The sequence below is a fragment of the Sinorhizobium sp. NFACC03 genome, from assembly GCF_900103435.1.
Taxonomy (GTDB): domain Bacteria; phylum Pseudomonadota; class Alphaproteobacteria; order Rhizobiales; family Rhizobiaceae; genus Ensifer.
On sequence record NZ_FMXF01000001.1, the window covers coordinates 106,377 to 126,238 of the forward strand.

A 19,862-nucleotide genomic window follows, 5' to 3' on the forward strand; every position below is an offset into this window, starting at 1 on the left:
GGAAGCTCGATGAAACCGATTTTTGTCCAGTTGCAGTGCGCTCCCGGCAAGACCTACGAGGTCGCTGACGAGATCTACCGCAAGGAAATCGTTTCGGAAATGTACTCGACCAGCGGCGACTACGACCTGATCATCAAGGTCTACATCGAGGAAGGCCAGGACATCGGCAAGTTCATCAACGACAACATTGCCACGGTGCCGGGTATCTCGCGCTCGTTGACGACGCTGACCTTCAACGCGTTCTGATCACGGGGTCGGCGGTGTGCGGACGGAACCGCACGCCTTCCCCAAGCGTCAGGCAATCAGATTGGCAAACCGGACCGAATAGATCCGGTCGCGACCGAGCATGTGGGCGACCAGCCTGCTGCGGTCGAAGAGGCCGGTCATGGCCCGGTGTCGCAGATCTAGCCCGCCGGTCGTGACCCCGAAGGCGGGCATCAACATGCGCGTGCCATCCGTCGCAAAGCAGGCGCGGCGCACGGCCCTTTCGCGTCTCACCACCGTTGCCGCCGGATGCAGATGCCCGGCGATCTCGCCAACGGCATCGCCGCGCTTGGGCTCGTGCCGGAAGGCAAGACCCGCATGGTTGAGCTCGTCCATCGAGGCGCCCGGGAGCCCGAAGGCGCCATCCGGATCGTGATTGCCGTTGATCCAGACCCACTCGCGCCCGAGCGCCATCGCCGCGATCATGTGCCGGAAGGCGTCCGGCATCACGGCCGAACCGACACGATCGTGAAAATTGTCGCCGAGGCTGATGACGAGTTTCGGGTCGTGGCGCACGATCGCCGCCTCCAGCACGCGCAGCGTCGCAAGCGTGTCATAGGGCGGCAAAAGCATGCCGCGGCGGGCGAACGCCGAACCCTTTTCCAGATGCAGGTCGGAAACCACGAGCGTGCCGGTCTCGGGCAGGTAGAGACTGCCGAGCGGATCGCAGATCGCGACGACGCCGTTCACGATCGTCTGGGCGTGGAGGAGGGGGGCAGTCGTCTGAGCTGATAGGGCGTGGGCGAGGCGGTGCATGGTCACGATCCCGCACGCGACTGACTGTCGAGACGGAAGTGACCGGCCCAATTCGTTAGACTGCTCGTTCTCAAAGCCATTTTCCTATCAATCCACATCCAGACCACCCATCGCCTCGTGGATCAAGTCGTCGGCGGCCTCCGAAAGCAGGAAGTCCTGCGCTTCGCCCTGGATCATTTCCTTGCCGATCTCCAGCATCACAGGCACCGCCAGCGGCGAGATCCGGTCGAGACGCCTGTGGGTGATGTGGCCCTTGATTCGCTTCAGCATATCCCCGAGCCGAGCGATGTCCAAAAGCCCCGTTGCCGCATCGTTGCGGGTCGCTTCGAGCAGCAGGTGATCCGGCTCGTGCGCGTGCAATACGTCGTATATGAGGTCGGCCGAGACCGTCACCTGCCGACCGGTCTTCTCCTTGCCGGGGTGACGCTGGTCGATGAGGCCGGCGATGACGGCGCAGTTGCGGAAGGTGCGTTTCAGAAGAAAGGACTCGTTCAGCCAGGCTTCGAGGTCATCGCCGAGCATGTCTTCGGCGAACAGCTCGGCAAGCGCGCCGCGCTTGAGCTTGAAGGTGGCGCCGAGGTCGTCGAGCGCCCAGACCGCCAGCGAGTAATCCGTCGCGACGAAGCCGAGCGGCTTCAAGCCGGCGCGGTCGAGCCTGCGGGTCAAAAGCATGCCGAGCGTCTGGTGCGTCAGTCGTCCTTCGAAGGCGTAGATGACCATGTAGTGGCGGCTGCCGCGCGGGAAGGTCTCGATCAGAAGCTCGTCCTCGCGCGGCAGCATCGAGACGTCCTTCTGTAGCGAGAGCCAGTCGCGCACCTGTTCCGGTAGTGCCGCCCGGCGCGCCGGATCGGCGATCATCCTGCGAACCTGCTCGGCCAGGTAGGTCGAGAGCGGAAACTTGCCGCCGGCATAGCTCGGCACCTTCGGATCGAAGGTAAAGGCCTGGCTGACGAGACATTCGTTTTCGCGGATGCCCTCGAAGCGCAGCACCTTGCCGGAGAACATGAAGGTGTCGCCCTGGGACAGCATTTCGAGGAAATACTCCTCGACCTTGCCGAGCGGCATGCCGCCGCGGCCGAGCGAGCCGCGCTGGTTGCGCTTGACCATGCGCACGTTCAGCATCGGCGACTCGACGATGGTGCCGACGTTCAGGCGGTATTGTTGCGCTACCAGCGGATTGGAGACGCGGTAGAGCCCGTCCTTGGTCTTGCGGATCCGGGCATAGCGTTCATAGGTTTTCAGCGCGTAGCCGCCTGTTGCCACAAAATCGATCACCCGCTCGAAGGTCTCCCAGGCGAGCGTCGTGTAGGGCGAGGCACTGGTGATCTCGTCGTAAAGCGACAGCGGGTCGAAAGGCGCGGCACAGGCCATGCCGAGCACGTGCTGGGCGAGCACGTCGAGCGCGCCCTTGCCGACCGGCGGCGTGTCCTGCGCGCCGATATAGTTGGCGTCGAGCGCCGCCTGGCATTCCATCACCTCGAAGCGGTTGGCCGGCACCAGGATCGCCTTCGAGGGTTCGTCCATACGGTGGTTGGCGCGGCCGATGCGCTGGGCGAGGCGGCTCGCGCCTTTCGGCGCACCGACATGCACGACGAGATCGACGTCGCCCCAGTCGATGCCGAGGTCGAGCGTCGATGTGGCGACGACGGCGCGCAGCCGGTTCTCGGCCATCGCCGCCTCGACCTTGCGGCGCTGGGCGACATCGAGCGAACCGTGATGCAGCGCGATCGGCAGATTGTCGTCGTTGATCGTCCAGAGTTCCTGGAAGAGCAGCTCCGCCTGGCTGCGAGTGTTGACGAAGAGCAGGGTGGTGCCGTGCTCCTTGATCGCGGCGTAGACATCGGCAATGGCGTAGCGCGCCGAGTGCCCCGCCCAGGGCACGTGCTCTTCCGTCTTGAGAATGGAGATTTGCGGCTTGGCGCCACCCTGGACCTGGACGAGGCCGGAATGGTTGTTTGCGTCCGGCACCTGTGGCGCCAGCCAGCGCTGCAGGTCCATGGGATCGGAAACCGTCGCCGAGAGCCCGATCGTCTGCAGCCGCGGTGCGAGGCGGCGAAGCCGCGCCAGGCCGAGGGAGAGGAGATGGCCGCGCTTCGAGGTGACCAGCGAGTGCAACTCGTCGAAGACGACGTAGCGCAGGTCCTTGAAGAAGCGCGTCGCCTCACCATTGGCAAGCAGCAGCGCCAGCTGCTCCGGCGTCGTCAGCAATATGTCCGGCGGATTGAGCTTCTGCCGCTGGCGCTTGGCGGTCGGCGTGTCGCCGGTGCGGTTTTCGACGCGCACCGGCAATCCCATCTCGCCGACCGGTTTCATCAGGTTGCGCTCGATATCGACCGCGAGCGCCTTCAAAGGCGAGATGTAGAGCGTATGGATGCCGACGAAGGCCGAGCCGGGCGGGATCTTGCCGCGGCGGGTGAGGTCGACCAGCGACGGCAGAAAGCCGGCAAGCGTCTTGCCGGCACCTGTCGGTGCGATCAGCAGCGTGCTTTCCCCGGCTTCGGCGCGTGCCAGGAGCTCGAGCTGGTGGGCGCGCGGCCGCCAGCCCTTCTCGCCGAACCAGCGCAGAAAGGGGGCGGGCAAAGTCAGGGCATCGCCCTGCGGTTCTCTGGAATCGATCCTGTTCACGGAGAACAAAGGTAGATCAAATCTGCCAAAAGAGAAGCCCGGAAGACCTGCCGCCGGGCGGTACCTTGGCTCCTGTTCGAAACCGGATCGCCGTCGGCTTCTGCTCCTCGCATCCGGTCGACGCACCGGCAAAGGGTCGCATGAGACGGCCGAGCAATCGTTTCCGCGTGACGACTGGACTGATCTAGAGTGCGATGTAACGATCGGCGCGGTGGTTGATGGCCACAAACAGGTTGAGCACGACCGCGCCGAGCACCGACCAGGCGACCACCGTGGGCGTCGTCACCCCAAAGGCGGCGACGAGCACGACCATGTCGATCGCAAGCTGCACGAGGCCGGCGCGAATGCCGAAGCGCTCCTGCAGGTAGATGCCGAGAATGCCGACGCCGCCAAGGCTGGCGCGGTGGCGATAGAGCGCGAGCAAGCCATAACCGAGCAGCAGGCCGCCAAGCAGCGCTGCCCAGGCCGGCTGGATCGTGCCGATCTGGAAGAGGCGCGACTGGATGTCGGTCAGGAACGAGGTGAGGCCGATGGCGATGAAGGTCTTGACCGTGAAGGCGGGGCCGAGCCGCTTCAGCGACAGGTAGAAGAACGGCAGGTTGAGCAGGAAGAAGGCAAGACCGAAATTGATGCCGAACGCATAGTGCAGCAGGAAGGCGACGCCCGCTGTGCTGCCGGTGAGCAGACCGGCGCTTGCGAGAAAATAGAGGCCGAGTGCGGCGATCAGGCTGCCGGTGAAGATGCCCTGCAGGTCCTCGACCGCCGTATGCCGGGTCGGGCTGGTGTTCCAGAGACCGAAAACGCTGCTGATCTGAGCCATGGCAAAACCTCGATTGCGATGGCCGCAGCAATGCTGCAACGCACAACAATATTCAAGAAAAATATGTCAGTAATGCTGACTTATTTTTGCGACTCTGCCTTGCGTTTTATGCAGGCTTGCGCGCCAGAAACAGGATGCCGAAAACCGGTTCACCGGCATCCATGCGGATGACGGTACGCTCGATGGCCAGCAGCTTCAGCCCGTGCGCCGTGCAGAGGCCGCGAATATAGGCTTCGCTATGGGCGTAGCGCAGCGAGGGGCGCAGCAGAAAATCCACGCCATCGCCCGCATCCTCGACGGAAAAGGCGAAGTAGCCATCGGCGGCCAGCAGTCGGAGCGTGATGTCGAAGACGCTGTCGAGATTGCCGAGATACATGAGCACATCGGCGGCGCTGACGAGATCGGCGCGGGCGGACGCGAAGTTGCCGAAGATGCCGGAAGCTTCCGGCGGAAGCGAAAGATCGGCGCGTGCCAGCCGATCGTAGGTGGATTTCGCCTCGGCCTTGGCGAGCATGTTGATGGAGATGTCGAAACCTTCAAGGAATTGCGCCTGATCCCGGATGCGCTCGCCGAAGAGGCCGGTGCCGCAGCCGAGATCCGTCACATGCTCGAAGATGAGGCCCCCGGTGTGGCTTTGGATCAGCGCCGCGAGCTTTTGCGGCACCGTGTAGCCGAGCTTTTCCACCAGCGCCTGGTCGAAGCGATCGGCATAGTCGTCGAACAGGCGCTCGACATAGAGGCTCGGCGGCTGTTCGGGCACCGCGGCGGCACCGAGAAGCGCCAGCTTCAGGCCGGCGCCGAAGATGTCCCGCGGGCTCAGCGCCAGGGTTTTTCTGAGCGCGTCGATCGCCGCCTCTTTCCGGCCCGATTTTTCCTCATAGTCCGCGAGCCGAAACCAGCCGGCTGCCCAGTCCGGCGCCCGTTCCAGCGCCTGTGCCATGAGTTCGGCAGCGCTTCCGGGCTCGCCGCCCTCGGCAAGCATTTTTGCGTAGTCGGCGCGGCGGTCGGCGATCAGGTCGCCGGAGGAGAGCTGGTTGAGCGTCATCAATGTGAGATATCGGTTGCGATCAGCGCTTCTGACGCCGGATGCTGCAAAACACAAGCGGAATCTGGCTGAAACCGAGCGCTTGGGCGCTGTGCAAGGTCTGGCCGACTTGCGACGCTGCCGATCGCGGCTTATGTGAAGACAAACAGGAGAAGTTCGCGGATGTCGGACGGAATGAACAGATTTTTGGGTGACTCGCCGCTGCGCGTGCTGGTCAAGCTCGTCGTGGTGTCGATCCTCGTCGGCTTCGTCATGACGATGTTCGGCTGGTATCCGACCGATATCTACTTCGCGGTCCGCAACTTCCTGCTCGACCTCTGGTACACCGGCTTTGCCGCACTTGGCCGGGTGGGCGACTATCTGCTGCTCGGTGCGGCGATCGTCGTTCCGGCCTTCGTGATCCTGCGTGTTATGAGCTACCGGCGCTGATGATGCACGACCGGTTTCTCTTGATCGAACGCCGCGGCCTGCTGCGTGCAACCGCCATCCTCTCGCTCGGCGCGCTTGCCGGTTGCACGACGTCCCAACTGCTGACGCCTGAAAGCGGCACTGGCAGCGACCAGACCGAGGCGAGCCTCGGCTACGTCAACAAGCTGCGCAAGGGCAAGGGGCTGACCCAGCTTGTGGCGGACCACGCGGCCTCGGTCGCCGCGATGAACCAGGCCGCCCGAATGGCCAAGGTCGGCAAGATGCAGCATCTGATCGGCTGGAACGACAGTTTCTACGACCGCATGAAGGGCCAGGGCGTGACGCTTCCGGCAGCCGAAAACATCGCCATGGGCCAGGACGACGCCGAACGCGCCTATGATGCCTGGTACAAGTCGCCCAAGCATCTGGAAAACATGCTCGGTAACTATCGCGGCCTCGGCGTTGCCGTCGCTCAGAACGCCGCCTCCAACAATCGCCCGTTCTGGGCGATGGTGCTGTCGGCCTGATCCGGCTTAGCAGCCGATCCCTTTAGACCTTTGCCCCTCATCCCCCTGCCGGGACCTTCCCCGCAGGCGGGGAGAAGGCAGCTTGCCGCCCCCGCTCGTACCCGCAATTTCCATGCTTGAAGCTGTCGCCGACGGTAGCTCAGGATGTGGCGCTTCAGCTTGCGCGCGTCCCCTCTCCCCGCCTGCGGGGAGAGGGCCAGGGTGAGGGCTTTGGCAGGCACAGACTTAGATACGCACTCATCGCCGCTGAACAGCGCATGGTCCCTTGCATCCTCCCATGCACTTTCCCTAAAACGGTCGTCACTCACCTATAACGCCCGGACCGTTCGATGACCGCCTCTCCCGCCTCGCCGAACGATCCCGCCGGCGCCTTTCACGTCACCCATCGGCTGATCCTGGCGATTGCGCTGCCGATGACGCTCGGCTTCCTGACGACGCCCTTGCTGGGTCTGGTTGATACGGCTGTTATCGGCCGCATGGGGCAGGCGACGCTGCTCGCGGGGCTCGCGATCGGCGCCATCATATTCGACCTGATCTTTACCACCTTCAATTTCCTGCGCGCCGGCACGACCGGCCTCGTTGCTCAGGCCTATGGCCGTGGTGACAGACGTGAGCAGCAGGCGGTGTTCTGGCGGTCGCTTACGATCGCGCTTGTCTGCGGCACGGTCAGCGTTCTCATTTCGCCTCTTCTGCTATCCGGCGGCCTCTGGCTGATGGGACCTGAGCCGGAGGTGGCGGCCGTCACCAGCACCTACTTTCTCTGTCGTATCATTTCGGCACCGGCAGCCCTTGCGAACTACGCCATCCTCGGCTTCGTGCTTGGCCGCGGCGAAGGCACCATCGGTCTGATGCTGCAGACGCTGATCAATGGCATCAACATTGTGCTGTCGATCCTGCTCGGTCTAGTCCTTGGCTGGGGCGTGATGGGGGTCGCGCTTGCCACCGTCACCGGCGAGGTGATCGGGGCGCTTGCCGGCTTTGCGATCGTCTATGGCCGTTTCGACCGCAAGGATGCGCCGAGCTGGGCGCTGATCTTCGATCGCGAACGATTGAAGCCGCTCTTCGGCCTCAACCGCGACATCATGATCCGCTCCTTCGTGCTGCTCGCTGCCTTCACGCTGATGACGCGCATCGGCACGGCCTTTGGGCCGGTGACGCTTGCGGCAAACGCGGTGTTGATGACGATCTTCCTGGTCGCCGGCTACTATCTCGACGGCCTCGCCAACGCCGCCGAGCAATTGATCGGCCGTTCGATCGGTGCCTGCTACCGCCCAGCCTTCGATCGCGCGCTACGCCTGACGGCCGCCTGGTCGCTGGGGCTCGCCTTGGTCACCACCATCGTCCTCCTGCTTTTCGGCGATCGGCTCATCAATCTGTTGACGACGGCGGCCGATGTCCGCGCGGCCGCTTACGAGTATCTGCCCTGGGCGGCTGTCACTGCGACCACCGGCGCACTCGCCTTCCTGATGGATGGCGTCTTCATCGGCGCCACCTGGTCGCGCGAGATGCGCAACATGATGGTCGCGGCCTTTGTCGGCTACGCGGCGGCGCTGGCTGTGCTCGTGCCCGTCTTCGGCAATCACGGGCTTTGGGCCGGCCTCAACCTCTTCCTGTTGCTGCGCGGCCTGTTCCTGCTTTCGAGAATTTCCGCGAAGGCGCGTCAGACCTTCCGGCCGGCCCAGTAGTCGAGGCGGCTGTCTCTGATATCGCGGATCGAGCTGATCCGCTCACGGTCGCAGAGATCGGAAAGGCCACGCACGATGCGGCCGGGGAGCGCAGGGCCTTCATAGACCATGCAGGAATAGAGCTGGACCAGATCGGCGCCGGCGCGGATTTTTTCTGCCGCGGTCTCGGCCGAACTGACGCCACCGACACCGATGATCGGCAGATTTGGTCCGACGCGCTTGCGCATGCGGGCAAGCACCGCCGTCGACTTCTCGAAGAGCGGCTTGCCGGAGAGGCCGCCAGCTTCCTTCGCCTGGTTCTGGTCCTTCAAGCCTTCGCGCGAAAGCGTCGTGTTGGAGACGATCAGGCCGTCGAGATTGTGGGCGAGAACTTCGGCTGCGATGTCGTCCATGCCCTCTTCCGTCAGATCGGGCGCGATCTTGAGGAACACCGGAACGTACCGGTTGCTACGGCGGGCTTCCTCGTCGCGAGCGGCGAGCACGGCGGACAGCAGAGTGGCGAGGCTCGCGCGCGCCTGCAGGTCGCGCAGGCCCGGCGTGTTCGGCGAGGAGATGTTGGCGGTGAAATAACGGGCGACCGAATAGAAGGCGTGAATGCCGTTCACATAGTCGGCAACGCGGTCGGCACTGTCCTTGTTGGCGCCGATATTGACGCCGATCAGCGCAGCGCGCGAGCAGGCCTTGAGCCGCGCCAGCGCCGCGCCATGACCCTCGTTGTTGAAGCCGAGGCGATTGATGACGGCCTCGTCCTCGACCAGCCGGAAAATGCGCGGCTTGTCGTTGCCGGACTGCGGTTTCGGCGTGACGGTGCCGATTTCGGTGAAACCAAAACCGATCTTCAGGAGCGCTTCCGGCACCTCGGCGTTCTTGTCATAGCCGGCCGCCATGCCGATCGGGTTTGGGAACTCGATGCCGGCGACCGTCTGGGAAAGACGCTTGTCGGCCTTGGAAGGACAGCTGGGCACGAGCCCGGTCTTCAGCGCCTTGATCGACAGGCCGTGCGCGGCCTCAGGATCGAACAGGAAGAGGCCGCGGCGGGCGAGATTGGTAAGCGGATTCATGCGTCAAGTTCCGGGAAGATATGCGAGCCATCGGCGCCAAGCGGCAGGGGCTTTTCCCAGACCACGGCGGAGAGGAAGAGGGGTGCATAGAGATGCGGGAAGAGGGCGCCGCCGCGCGAGGGTTCGTAGACCAGTTCCACGCCGAGCGCGTCGCCGTCGACAGCGACCAAAAGCAGGCCTTCCTGTCCCTCGAAATGCCGCGCTGCCGTCTCCACGGCCTGTTCGGCGGTGGAGAAATGGATGAAGCCGTCAGCAAGGTCGACGGGTGCGCCGTCGAAGCGTCCGCTGAGCTTGGCTTCCTGCCACAGCGAGGCCGGAACGATCTTGTAGATGATGGAACCCATTGTGCCCGTCTGCCCCCGTAATCTTCTGTCGTGGCCTTGCCGCAAATATCAGCGATTGTCCATCGCAGAAGGACGTCGATTCGCGCATAATCCTTGGTGAAGATCGATTTCGCTCTTCCCGTTCATGTGCCGGGCGTCATCTGGCAAGGACCGCAACGGAGAGGACGTCATGAGAAAAGCTACAGTCGCACTTCTGATCGGAGCCGGCCTGGCATTCGCCGGCATCGCCTCGGCGCAGGATCCGGCGCCCGGCCGCTACAGCATGCAGAAATCCGAGACCGGCATTGCCCGGCTCGACACGCAAACCGGCGAAGTGTCGCTCTGCCAGGAAAGGAGCGGCGAGCTCGTCTGCCGCATGGCAGCCGACGAACGCTCCGCGCTCGAGCTGGAGATCGAGCTTTTGACCAAACGGGTAGAGACCTTGGAAAAGGCCGTTAAATCCGGTGAAAGCGTCGCGAAACCGAACCTTCCGACCGACGAAGAGATTGACCGGACAATGGGCATCATGGAAAGAATGATGCGTAAGTTCATGGATATCGTGAAGGATCTCGAAGGCAGCGACCCCGCGACGGAGCCGCAGAAGACCTGAGACGCCGGAACGGCCATGCGGGATGCGGATCGGCGCGTGGAGGCGCGCAGGTCGCAGACCGGGCTCTTGGGAGGGAGCGACATGACGCCGGACATGACCATCATCATCGCGGACGATCACCCGCTGTTTCGTGGCGCCATGCGCCAGGCCCTGAGCGGGATGGACGGCGCGCCCGCCATCGTCGAGGCAGCTGATTTCGCCGCCGCGCGCAAGACTGCAGCCGATTACCCGGATGCCGATCTCCTTCTTCTGGACCTGACCATGCCTGGCGTCAGCGGCCTTTCCGGCCTGATTGCACTTCGGGCCGAGTTTCCGAGCCTGCCGGTCATGGTGGTTTCCGCCCATGACGATCCGGCGACGATCCACCGCGCGCTCGACCTCGGCGCGTCCGGCTTCCTCTCAAAGTCGGCCGGTATCGAAGAGATTCGCGAGGGCATCGAGAAGGTCATGGCTGGCGAGGTCTTCGTGCCGGCGGGTTATGACCAGGCGCAGGAATACGAACCGGAAGTCGCCGATCTGCTCCAGCGGCTCCGGACGCTGACGCCGCAACAATCACGCGTCCTCAGCATGCTGGGCGAAGGCCTGCTCAACAAGCAGATCGCCTATGAGCTCGGCGTCTCCGAGGCGACCATCAAGGCGCATGTCTCGGCGATCCTGTTGAAGCTCAATGTCGACAGCCGCACCCAGGCAGTGATCCAGCTTTCGAAGATCGGCACCGTCGCCGCCGCCTGAGGCGGTCAATCGAGCACTGCAGCAGCATTCGTCTATCGCAGGCGCGTTGCCGCAACGCCGAAGCCGCTCACTCCGCAGCCGTTCGCGCCGCCGTCGAAAGCTGCGTCAGCCACGCCCGCATCGCTGCCGGCCGCACCGGCTTGTTCTGGATCGAAACGCCATCGCGCTCGGCCGCGGCGCGCACTTCCGGCGAGCGGTCCGCCGTCACCAGCAGGGCTGGGATCGCCTCGCCGGCGGAAAGCCGGATCTTCGCAATTGCCTCGATGCCAGTGCCGTCGTCGAGATGATAGTCGGCGATGATCGCGTGCGGTTTCTCGGCCGGCTCTCCCGTCATCTCGGCACAGGCGGCAACCGATTCCGCCGTGCTGACGACGCAGCCCCAGCCCGAAAGCAGCACTTTCATGCCCTCGAGGATGCGCGGTTCGTTGTCGATGCAAAGCACGCGCAAGCCGTTGAGCGCCTCGCTCGCCTTGTTGTGGACAACTGGGCGGACCGCGACCGGTTCGCCGGCGCTTACGTCCAGCGGCAGCGTCACCTTGAACCCGGTGCCTTTGCCCGGTGTCGATTGCAGGCTGACCGGATGGTTGAGTACGCGCGAGATGCGATCGACGATCGAAAGACCGAGGCCGAGCCCGGAAGCGGTGCGCGCGCCCTCGTCGAGCCGTGCGAATTCCTTGAAGACCGTCCGGAACTTCGACGACGGAATGCCGATGCCGGAATCGAGCACCTCGATCGTCGCCATCGCGCCATGTCTGCGCACGCCGACCAGCACCTTGCCGGTGAGCGTATACTTGATCGCGTTGGAAACGAGGTTCTGCACCACGCGGCGCAAAAGGTTCGGATCGCTGCGCACGACCAGCGAGGTCGGCATGACCACCAGGTCGAGATCCTTGGCGCGCGCGATCGGCGCGAAGTCGGTCTCGATGCGGCGGAGCAGGTCGTTGAGCGGGACGGATTGCAGCCGCGGCTTCATTGCGCCGGTGTCGAGGCGCGAAATATCGAGCACGGCGCCAAGAATGGCCTCGACCGATTCCAGCGAGGAATCGATGTTCTCAACGAGCGTGCTGTTGTCGGAATCGCCCAGCCGCTCGACCAGCGAGGACGAGTAGAGACGGGCGGCATTGAGCGGCTGCAGAATATCGTGGCCGGCGGCGGCGAAGAACCGCGTCTTGCCGATATTGGCCTCTTCCGCGGCCGCCCGCGCTTCGGCGAGTTCCCGGTTCACGCGGGTGAGTTCGCCGGTGCGTTCCTCGACGCGCAGTTCCAGCGTTTCGTTCGCCTGCTTCAGTGCCATGTCGGCGGCAACGCGCTGGGTGATGTCGGTATAGGTGGTGACGATGCCCTTGTCGGGCATGGCATTGGTTCGCACTTCGATGATGCGCTCGCCATTGCCAAGTTCGAGCAGGAAGGGCTTGTCCAGCGTCAGGAAGTTGGCGATCAATCCCTTTTCCTGATCCTTGCGGATATCGCCGCGCTTGGTGAGGATCGAAACGATATCGGCGAGCGGGAAGCCCACCTGGCCGGCCGCCTCGGGCAGATCGAGAAGCTGGCGGAAGCGCCGGTTCCAGATGATCAGGTTGTTGGCGTTGTCGAAGACGGCGATGCCCTGGTCCATCTGCGAGAGCGCGGTCTGCAGCATATCCTGATTGTATTGCAGCGCCTCGCTCGCCTGGTCGAGCAGCCAGGCTGTGTCCGACGACGTGTCGTCGCCGCGCTGCAGGACGAGGGAAAGCACGAGCCGCGCCGACGACGAGCCGATGGCACTGCCGAGCAACTGCTCGGAAAAATGCACGACTGCCATGTCCGCCGGCGCATTGTCGTCCAGCCAGCGGCCGGATTGGCGCTCATAGGTGTGGAACGAGCGCTGCATGCGCTCGGTGCCCATGTAGCGGCCGATCGTCGCCTTGAGATCGCGCACCGTGACCTTGGTCTTGCGGCCGCGGAACGTGCCTTCGGTGCGCGACCGCCGGGTGATGAAGATGCCGGCCTGAAAGCGCTCGATCGGCTTGGGCGTCCGGGTCAGCGAGCCGAGCACATAGGCGCTGCAGTTCACGAGCAGGCTCAGCATCGTGGCATTCACCAACGGGTCGGCGCGGGGACCCGAAAAGAGGTCCGTAAATGGCAGCAGGAAGCTCAGCACCGTTGCCGCGACCTGGGAATTGTCCGGTCCGCCGAGGCTCGGCAGGAACAGGAGATAGGCCCAGACGAAAAAGCCGGAGACCATGCCGGTGATCGCGCCGCGCGCATTCGCCTGGCGCCAGATGAGACCGCCGAGCATGGCCGGCGCCATCTGGGAGATGGCGACGAAGGAGAGGAGCCCGAGCGAAGCAAGGCCGGCACTGATATCGGCGGAGCGGTAATAGCCGTAGCCGAGCAGGAGCACGACGAAGATCGCCGAGCGGCGGATGTTGAGCAGCGTCCCCGCGAGGTTCTCCTGAAGCCCGCCGCGCTGGCTGAGATTGCGGCGCAGGAACACCGGCATGACGATGTCGTTGGAGATCATGATCGACAGCGCCACGGAGGCGACGATCACCATGGCCGTTGCTGCCGAGAAGCCGCCAATGAAAGTAATCAGCGTCAGCAGCGGCAGGCCGTTGGCGAGTGGCAGAGTCAAGAGGTAAAGATCCGCATCGCCGGAGCCCGAGAAGGTGAGGAGGCCGGCAATCGCGATCGGCAGCACGAAGAGATTGATGCCGATCAGGTAGAGCGGAAAGAGAATGCCGGCGGTACGCAACTCCCCTTCGGTGCGGTTCTCGACGACGGTCACATGGAACTGCCTGGGCAGCATGATAATCGCGAAGGCGGAGGTGACGATCAGCAGGATCCAGCGCGCCGTCGGCGTTTCATAGGAGAGTGCGGATTGCACCGCCGGGCTCTCTGCCGCCAGCGACCAGAGATGCGCCGGGCCGTTGAAGATGACGAAGACGATGTAGAAGCCGGCAGTAACCAGGGCGACGAGCTTGACAAGCGATTCCATTGCGATCGCCAGGATCAGCCCGTCCTGATGTTCTGTCGCGTCCGTATGGCGCGTGCCGAAGACGATGGCGAAGCAGGCGAGGAACAGGGTCACGAGCAGGGGCAAGTCGATGAAACTCTGCCCCGCGCCGATGCCATAGTCGCTGGTGTTGATCATCGCCGCGACGGAGCTCGAAATCGCCTTGAGCTGCAATGCGATATAGGGGATGGCACCGACCAGCGAGATCAGCGCGACGATCGCCGCCACGGCCGGGTTCTTACCGTAGCGCGCGGCGATGAAGTCGGCGACGGAGGTCAGCTTCTCGGTCTTGGCAAGGCGGATGATCTTGCGGATCAGCGGCATGCCCAGCGTGAACATCAGGATGGGTCCGATGTAGATGCCGGTGAATTCGAGCCCGCGCTCGGCGGCAAGCCCGATGCCGCCGAAATAGGTCCAGGACGTGCAATAGATCGCAAGGCTGAGCGCATAGACGAGCGGTCTGCCTTTCAGCGCAGCGCTTTTCCTCCTGGCCCGCCGGTCGCCATAACTCGCGACTGCAAACAGCAGCAGCAGATAGGCGAAGGCCGAGGCAAAGATGACCGAACCCGAAAGCATGCCTCACTCCTCCGACGCGAAGCATAGGACAAGTCCGCCAGGTTGAGAATTGCCCGGCATATGAGTCTTAAGTCCAAGGTGCTGCAAGAGAAAATGGTCTGCCGGATGCGGAAGGGAGTTTGATCCTTCTTTTGGCAGGCGTGGTTTGACCAAAGGCAAAGAAAGGTTTTCTCGCTGCCCGCTTTGGTTTAGTTTCCGTAAACGGTTGCAGCGCGGGACAGCGCCGGCGGTCGTTTTCAACGGGGATGATACGGAGAGACGTATGCTGAATGAGTTCAAGGAGTTTATTGCCCGCGGGAACGTGATGGACCTCGCGGTCGGTGTCATCATCGGCGCCGCCTTCAGCAAGATCGTCACGTCGGTCGTCGAAGACCTCGTGATGCCCATCGTCGGCGCGCTGACCGGTGGTGGTTTCGACTTCTCCAACTACTTCCTACCGCTGTCGGCCAACGTCACGGCGATGTCTCTCGCCGCTGCCCGTCAGCAGGGCGCTGTCTTTGCCTATGGCAACTTCATCACCGTGCTCATCAACTTCCTGATCCTCGCCTGGATCATCTTCCTGATGATCAAGGCCGTGAACCGCATGCGCGCGTCGATCGAGAAGAAGAAGGACGAGGCACCGGCCGCGCCACCGCCGGAAGATATCCTTCTGCTCTCCGAAATCCGCGACCTGTTGAAACAGCGCGCCTGAGGCTTCTCGCGGCCCGTTCTGGCGGGGCCGCGAAACATCACAAAAATCGATAAACCGGTCAGATAAAGTCGCGTGATCGCAGAAGCGAAAGCGGCTAGAAGCGATGGGCAGTCTGGAGCGGTCCATTTCCGCTCTAATCCATTGGAATCTTTCACGATGATCTCGGGCGATCCGGCGCGGGACCGTCGTGCCTCCGGAGCCCGCCGATGACCATCCTCAGCACCATCAGCCCCCGCGCACTTGCGGCGCCCGAAAGCGGCATCGTCGAGGTGGTGAACTATGCCCGCGGGCGCGACGGCCTGATCCCGCTCTGGGTCGGCGAAGGCGACCTGCCGACGCCGGCCTTTATCAGCGATGCGGCACGCGAGGCGCTTTCCGCCGGCGAGACCTTCTACACTTGGCAGCGCGGCATCCCGCCGCTGCGCGAGGCGCTGTCGCGCTACTATCAGCGGCGTTTCCAGAAAGCCCTTTCGCCCGAAAATTTCTACGTCGTCGGCTCCGGCATGCAGGCAATCAAGCTCTCGATCGAGGCGATCGCTTCGCCGGGAGACGAGATGGTGCTGCTGACGCCGGCCTGGCCGAATTTTGCCGCTGCCGCTGACCTCTCTGGCGTCCGTCCAGTTTCCGTCGAACTGCGCTTTGAACACGGAAAGTGGCAGCTCGATCTCGATCGACTGGAAGCGGCGATCGGCCCGAAGACCAGGGCACTGTTCATCAACACGCCGTCGAACCCGACGGGATGGACCGCGACCAAGGAAGAACTGGCCGCGATCCTGGCGCTGGCGCGCAAGCATGGTCTGTGGATCATCGCCGACGAGATCTACGCGCTCTATTATTATGCCGGCGCCCGCGCGCCGTCCTTCCTCGATGTCATGGAAGAGGGCGACCGGATCCTCTTCGTCAATTCCTTCTCGAAGAACTGGTCGATGACCGGCTGGCGGGTGGGTTGGATCGTCGCCCCGCCGGAGATGGGTCAGGTGTTGGAGAACCTGGTGCAATATTCGACGTCAGGCGTCGCCCAGTTCATGCAGCGCGGTGCCGTCGTGGCGCTTGACGAGGGCGATGCCTTCCTGGACGCGAATGTCGCCAAGGCGACCAGCAACCGTGACGTCTTCTGCGACGCGCTGATCGCTACCAACCGGGTGGAAACGCTGAAGCCGGATGGAGCGCTCTACGCGTTCCTGAAAATCGACGGCGTCACGGATTCGCGCGCGGCCGCGATCGATATCGTCGACAAGACGGGCGTCGGCCTGGCGCCCGGCACCGCCTTTGGCGATGGTGGTTCGCTGTTCATGCGCGCCTGCTTCCTGCGCGACCCGGCCCAGGTGAAGGAAGCCGCGCACCGCTTGCAGGGTTACATCCTCGGGCGCTGACTTCTGCCAGGAAGGGCGATCGAAGACGGCGACGCTATTCGTCGCCGGTTTCGCCGAGCAGCTTCTGCTCATGGGCAATTGCGTGGCCAATCAGCCGCGCCCAGATATCCTCGTAGAAATCCGGATCGAGGTTGAAGTTCGCGGCGTTCTTGCGGGCGTTCTCACGCACTTCCATCACCCGCGCCGGAATATCGGCCTTCAGCTTCAGCGGCCGTTTGATCTCGGCCGCCCGGTCGATATAGCCCCAGCGTTCGGCAAACAGCGTCATCAGCGCCTGGTCGAGCCGGTCGATTTCGGCACGCACATCGGCCATGGTGGTGCATTGCGCGGGGGTCTTTTGCATCTGTCTCGTCCGATTGCCTGGTGCATGGCCGTCGCGGCCAAGCGCAGGTCCAGGTGTTCGAGCGTCCCTCGGCTCTCAGCAAGCGGAGCGCTCTTGCGGCGCACTGCTAACAAACGATGAGCTCAATGAGAAGGGGCAACAGGGTCGCAGCAGGCGACCGGTGACGGTGGTCACCTCAGCAGGCGATCGCTGGGCAGGGGAGGAGGGTGCGGTCCTGTCTCCGTCTGCGGCGATCGCCTGCTGACGTGTTGAGGGAAGTTAGCCGGCCAAGCTTGAGCGAGGCTTTTTAGAGCGGGATGAGGAAAAGCGTATGCGGTTTTCCGCCCGCATCTCGCTCGAACTTATGAGAATCGATCACGTTCCGATCATCAGCTTGATCGCGAGGCCGACGATCGTCACGGCTGCCACCCCGGCGCACCACAGGCCCACGAACCAGAGAAGCTTGCGGCCGGTTCCGGTTTCATCAGTCAATGGTAACCCTCCTCCGGATCGACCTTGCCGCGGAACACCCAATAGGAATAGCCGGTATAGGCGAGGATGATCGGCACCAGCACCAGCGCGCCGGCGAGCAGGAAGGACAGGCTCTCCTCAGGCGCCGCCGCATCCCAGATGGTCAGCGATGGCGGCACCATATAGGGGTAGAAGCTGATGCCGATGCCGGCATAGCCGAGCACGAACAGGCCGAGCGCCGCAAGAAACGGCCGGCTGTCGTGCCTGTTGCGAATGCCTGTGATCAGCGCATACAGGCAACCGAGAACGAGGGCTGGCACGATGACGCTGAAGATCGCCGTCGGAAAGCCGAACCAGCGCTTCAGATATTGCGGCTCCAGGAACGGAGTCCACAGACTGACGATGCCCATGGCGGCGACGGTGCCGAACGAGCACTTGAGCGCGAGGTCGCGGGCGCGGTCGGCGAGGTCGCCATGGGTCTTCATGACCAGCCAGGTGGAGCCGAGCAGGGCATAACCGACGACGACGGCGACGCCGGTCATGATCGAGAAGGGCGTCAGCCAGTCCCACCAGCCGCCGACATAGGCGCGGTTCTCGACGGGGATACCCTGGACGAGCGCGCCGAGAGTTATGCCTTGCGCGAAGGCGGCGAGCATCGAGCCGCCCGAGAACGCCCAGTTCCAGAGATATTCGGCACGCCTGGTGCGCCAGCGATATTCGAAGGCGACGCCGCGGAAGATGAGGCCGATGACCATGGCGATAACAGGGGCGTAGAGTGCCGGCAGGATCGTCGCATAGGCGAGCGGAAACACCGCCATCAGACCGCCGCCGCCGAGCACCAGCCAGGTTTCGTTGCCGTCCCAGACCGGCGCGACGGAATTCATCATCACGTCGCGGTCGTGCTTCTCCGGGAAGAACGGAAAGAGGATGCCGACGCCGAGGTCGAAGCCGTCGAGGATGACATAGGCGAGCACCGCAAAGGCGATGATGGCGGCCCAGATGAACGGCAGATCAAACTCCATGACGACCTCCATGAGTGCTGGTGCTGGCGATGGCGGGGCCGGGCATGATGCCGGAGCTTCGCAGCGGCCCTTCGTCGAGATCCGGCATTGGATCGCGCGGCAATCGCGCCATCAGCCTCAGGATGTAGAAGGTACCGGCGCCGAAGACGAAGAAGTAGACGATGATGAAGGCGATCAGCGAGGCGGCGACGGCAGGGGCTGCGATCGGCGCCACCGAGTTCGCTGTCAGCAGGTGGCCGTAGACGGTGTAGGGCTGGCGGCCGACTTCGGTGGTGACCCAGCCGGCGAGCACGGCGACGAAACCGGCCGGGCCCATCACGACTGCCGCGCGGTGCAGCCAGACATTGCTGTCGAGCGTGCCGCGATAGCGACACCAGAGCGACCAGAGCCCGATGCCGAGCATGGCAAAGCCGAGTCCGACCATCACCCGGAAGGACCAGAACACGATACCGACGGGCGGATGCAGCTCCTCCGGGATCGTATCGAGACCGGCGAGCGGCGCGTTGAGGTCGTGCTTCAAGATCAGGCTGGAGAGCTTCGGAACCTCGATCGCATAGTCGACGCGCTTTTCGGGCGAGTTGGGGATGCCGAAGAGGATCAGCGGCGCTCCGTCCGGATGGCTCTGGTAGTGGCCCTCCATCGCCATCACCTTGGCCGGCTGGTGCTCCAGCGTGTTCAGCCCGTGCATGTCGCCGGCAAAGATCTGGATGGGCGCGACGATCGCCGCCATCCACATCGCCATCGAGAACATTTTGCGGGCGCGGCGCGGCGCCGTCTTGCGGATGAGGTGCCAGGCGCCGCAGGCGCCGACGACGAAGGCGGTCGTGAGGTAGGCGGCAAGCACCATATGGGTGAGGCGATAGGGGAAGGACGGGTTGAAGACGATCGCCCACCAGTCGACCGGGACGAACTGGCCCGCTTCGTTCATTGCGAAACCGGCCGGCGTCTGCATCCAGGAGTTTGCGGAAAGAATCCAGGTGGCCGAAATCAACGTGCCAATGGCGACCATGACTGTGGCCAGGAAATGCAGTTTTGGCCCAACGCGGTTGAGCCCGAAGAGCATGACGCCGAGGAAGCCCGCTTCGAGGAAGAAGGCGGTCAGCACCTCGTAGCCCATCAACGGCCCGATGATCGGCCCGGCCTTGTCGGAAAAGACGCTCCAGTTGGTGCCGAACTGGTAGGACATGACGATGCCGGAGACCACACCCATGCCGAAGGCGACCGCGAAGATCGTTTTCCAGAAGTGGAAGAGTTCGAGGTAGACCCCGTCCTTCTTTAGGAGCCACAAACCTTCCAGTACCGCGAGGTAGCTTGCAAGGCCGATGGAAAAAGCAGGGAAGATGATGTGGAAGGAGACGGTGAAGGCAAACTGGAAGCGAGCGAGCAGGGTCGCATCGAAACTCTCAAACACGGGCGCAATCCTTTCAGACATACGGCAACGCGCGTCGCTGACGCGTGGCCGTATCGCTCTGGCTGCTGCATCATTCGTCCCATGATCGATCGTCGATCAGGGGACTTTTCTTGGCCGTCCGTCGGGGCGTTTTCGGTGTTGGCCC

The 19,862-nt window shown here is 63.6% G+C and carries 18 protein-coding genes; 8 read left to right on the top strand and 10 right to left on the bottom strand.

Translation table 11 applies throughout. The annotated features are described in order from the left end of the window. The first annotated feature begins 9 nt into the window (after positions 1-9). Positions 10-246 carry an Lrp/AsnC ligand binding domain-containing protein gene (locus BLU35_RS00495; protein ID WP_034797129.1) on the top strand — a complete coding sequence of 79 codons (237 nt, stop codon included), beginning with the start codon at positions 10-12 and terminating at the stop codon, positions 244-246. Between the two features lie 48 nt (positions 247-294). Here BLU35_RS00495 and pdeM read toward each other — a convergent pair whose 3' ends face one another. The 4 genes from pdeM to BLU35_RS00515 all read right to left on the bottom strand — a co-directional run bounded on the left by pdeM (position 295) and on the right by BLU35_RS00515 (position 5,510). Continuing rightward, entirely contained in the window at positions 295-1,020 is a 726-nt protein-coding gene (gene pdeM / locus BLU35_RS00500; protein ID WP_057248128.1) for a ligase-associated DNA damage response endonuclease PdeM, read from the bottom strand. 87 nt (positions 1,021-1,107) lie between these two features. Next, entirely contained in the window at positions 1,108-3,654 is a 2,547-nt protein-coding gene (locus BLU35_RS00505) for a ligase-associated DNA damage response DEXH box helicase (RefSeq protein ID WP_093231863.1), read from the bottom strand. A 175-nt stretch (positions 3,655-3,829) separates the two neighbouring features. Beyond that, the gene (locus BLU35_RS00510) at positions 3,830-4,465 is read right to left on the bottom strand and encodes a YitT family protein (protein ID WP_093231864.1); all 636 of its coding nucleotides are present in this window, start codon (positions 4,463-4,465) and stop codon (positions 3,830-3,832) included. Positions 4,466-4,571: 106 nt separating this feature from the next. After that, positions 4,572-5,510: a class I SAM-dependent methyltransferase gene (locus BLU35_RS00515; RefSeq protein WP_093231865.1), complete on the bottom strand. Its 939-nt coding sequence runs from the start codon at positions 5,508-5,510 to the stop codon at positions 4,572-4,574. 162 nt (positions 5,511-5,672) lie between these two features. On the opposite strand from BLU35_RS00515, the gene BLU35_RS00520 reads away from it, so the two are divergent. The 3 genes from BLU35_RS00520 to BLU35_RS00530 all read left to right on the top strand — a co-directional run bounded on the left by BLU35_RS00520 (position 5,673) and on the right by BLU35_RS00530 (position 8,130). Further along, complete coding sequence (locus tag BLU35_RS00520; RefSeq protein ID WP_093231866.1) at positions 5,673-5,939, top strand: DUF6460 domain-containing protein; 267 nt, start codon at positions 5,673-5,675, stop codon at positions 5,937-5,939. Between the two features lie 2 nt (positions 5,940-5,941). Further along, the gene (locus BLU35_RS00525; protein ID WP_093232298.1) at positions 5,942-6,445 is read left to right on the top strand and encodes a CAP domain-containing protein; all 504 of its coding nucleotides are present in this window, start codon (positions 5,942-5,944) and stop codon (positions 6,443-6,445) included. A gap of 329 nt (positions 6,446-6,774) precedes the next feature. Continuing rightward, complete coding sequence (locus tag BLU35_RS00530) at positions 6,775-8,130, top strand: MATE family efflux transporter (RefSeq protein ID WP_093231867.1); 1,356 nt, start codon at positions 6,775-6,777, stop codon at positions 8,128-8,130. Here the strand turns inward: BLU35_RS00530 and BLU35_RS00535 are convergent. Both BLU35_RS00535 and BLU35_RS00540 read right to left on the bottom strand, forming a co-directional pair. Then, positions 8,106-9,191: a quinone-dependent dihydroorotate dehydrogenase gene (locus tag BLU35_RS00535; RefSeq protein ID WP_093231868.1), complete on the bottom strand. Its 1,086-nt coding sequence runs from the start codon at positions 9,189-9,191 to the stop codon at positions 8,106-8,108. The two genes, BLU35_RS00530 and BLU35_RS00535, sit on opposite strands and share 25 nt — an antisense overlap. Then, entirely contained in the window at positions 9,188-9,535 is a 348-nt protein-coding gene (locus tag BLU35_RS00540; protein WP_093231869.1) for a DUF952 domain-containing protein, read from the bottom strand. The genes BLU35_RS00535 and BLU35_RS00540 overlap by 4 nt, the downstream gene beginning before the upstream one ends. Positions 9,536-9,704: 169 nt before the next feature. Between BLU35_RS00540 and BLU35_RS00545 the strand changes: the two genes are divergently transcribed. After that, positions 9,705-10,124: a hypothetical protein gene (locus BLU35_RS00545; RefSeq protein ID WP_057248135.1), complete on the top strand. Its 420-nt coding sequence runs from the start codon at positions 9,705-9,707 to the stop codon at positions 10,122-10,124. 81 nt (positions 10,125-10,205) lie between these two features. Continuing rightward, positions 10,206-10,856 carry a response regulator transcription factor gene (locus BLU35_RS00550; RefSeq protein ID WP_093231870.1) on the top strand — a complete coding sequence of 217 codons (651 nt, stop codon included), beginning with the start codon at positions 10,206-10,208 and terminating at the stop codon, positions 10,854-10,856. Between the two features lie 67 nt (positions 10,857-10,923). Here BLU35_RS00550 and BLU35_RS00555 read toward each other — a convergent pair whose 3' ends face one another. After that, positions 10,924-14,427, bottom strand: a complete 3,504-nt coding sequence (locus tag BLU35_RS00555; protein WP_093231871.1) for a PAS domain-containing hybrid sensor histidine kinase/response regulator — start codon at positions 14,425-14,427, stop codon at positions 10,924-10,926. A gap of 262 nt (positions 14,428-14,689) precedes the next feature. On the opposite strand from BLU35_RS00555, the gene mscL reads away from it, so the two are divergent. Together mscL and BLU35_RS00565 are read left to right on the top strand one after the other, a co-directional pair. Further along, positions 14,690-15,118, top strand: a complete 429-nt coding sequence (gene mscL / locus BLU35_RS00560) for a large conductance mechanosensitive channel protein MscL (protein ID WP_093231872.1) — start codon at positions 14,690-14,692, stop codon at positions 15,116-15,118. A 206-nt stretch (positions 15,119-15,324) separates the two neighbouring features. Next, entirely contained in the window at positions 15,325-16,491 is a 1,167-nt protein-coding gene (locus BLU35_RS00565; RefSeq protein ID WP_057248139.1) for a pyridoxal phosphate-dependent aminotransferase, read from the top strand. A 34-nt stretch (positions 16,492-16,525) separates the two neighbouring features. Here the strand turns inward: BLU35_RS00565 and BLU35_RS00570 are convergent, their stop codons facing one another. The 3 genes from BLU35_RS00570 to BLU35_RS00580 form a co-directional block, all read right to left on the bottom strand. Then, a complete protein-coding gene (locus tag BLU35_RS00570; RefSeq protein WP_093231873.1) occupies positions 16,526-16,834 on the bottom strand; it encodes a chorismate mutase family protein in 309 nt (102 codons plus the stop codon). A gap of 467 nt (positions 16,835-17,301) precedes the next feature. Next, positions 17,302-18,306, bottom strand: coding sequence for a cytochrome d ubiquinol oxidase subunit II (cydB, locus tag BLU35_RS00575; RefSeq protein WP_058323579.1), 1,005 nt, complete (start codon positions 18,304-18,306; stop codon positions 17,302-17,304). Continuing rightward, the gene (locus BLU35_RS00580; RefSeq protein ID WP_093231874.1) at positions 18,296-19,717 is read right to left on the bottom strand and encodes a cytochrome ubiquinol oxidase subunit I; all 1,422 of its coding nucleotides are present in this window, start codon (positions 19,715-19,717) and stop codon (positions 18,296-18,298) included. Before BLU35_RS00580 ends, cydB begins: the two co-directional genes overlap by 11 nt. Positions 19,718-19,862 lie beyond the last annotated feature (145 nt).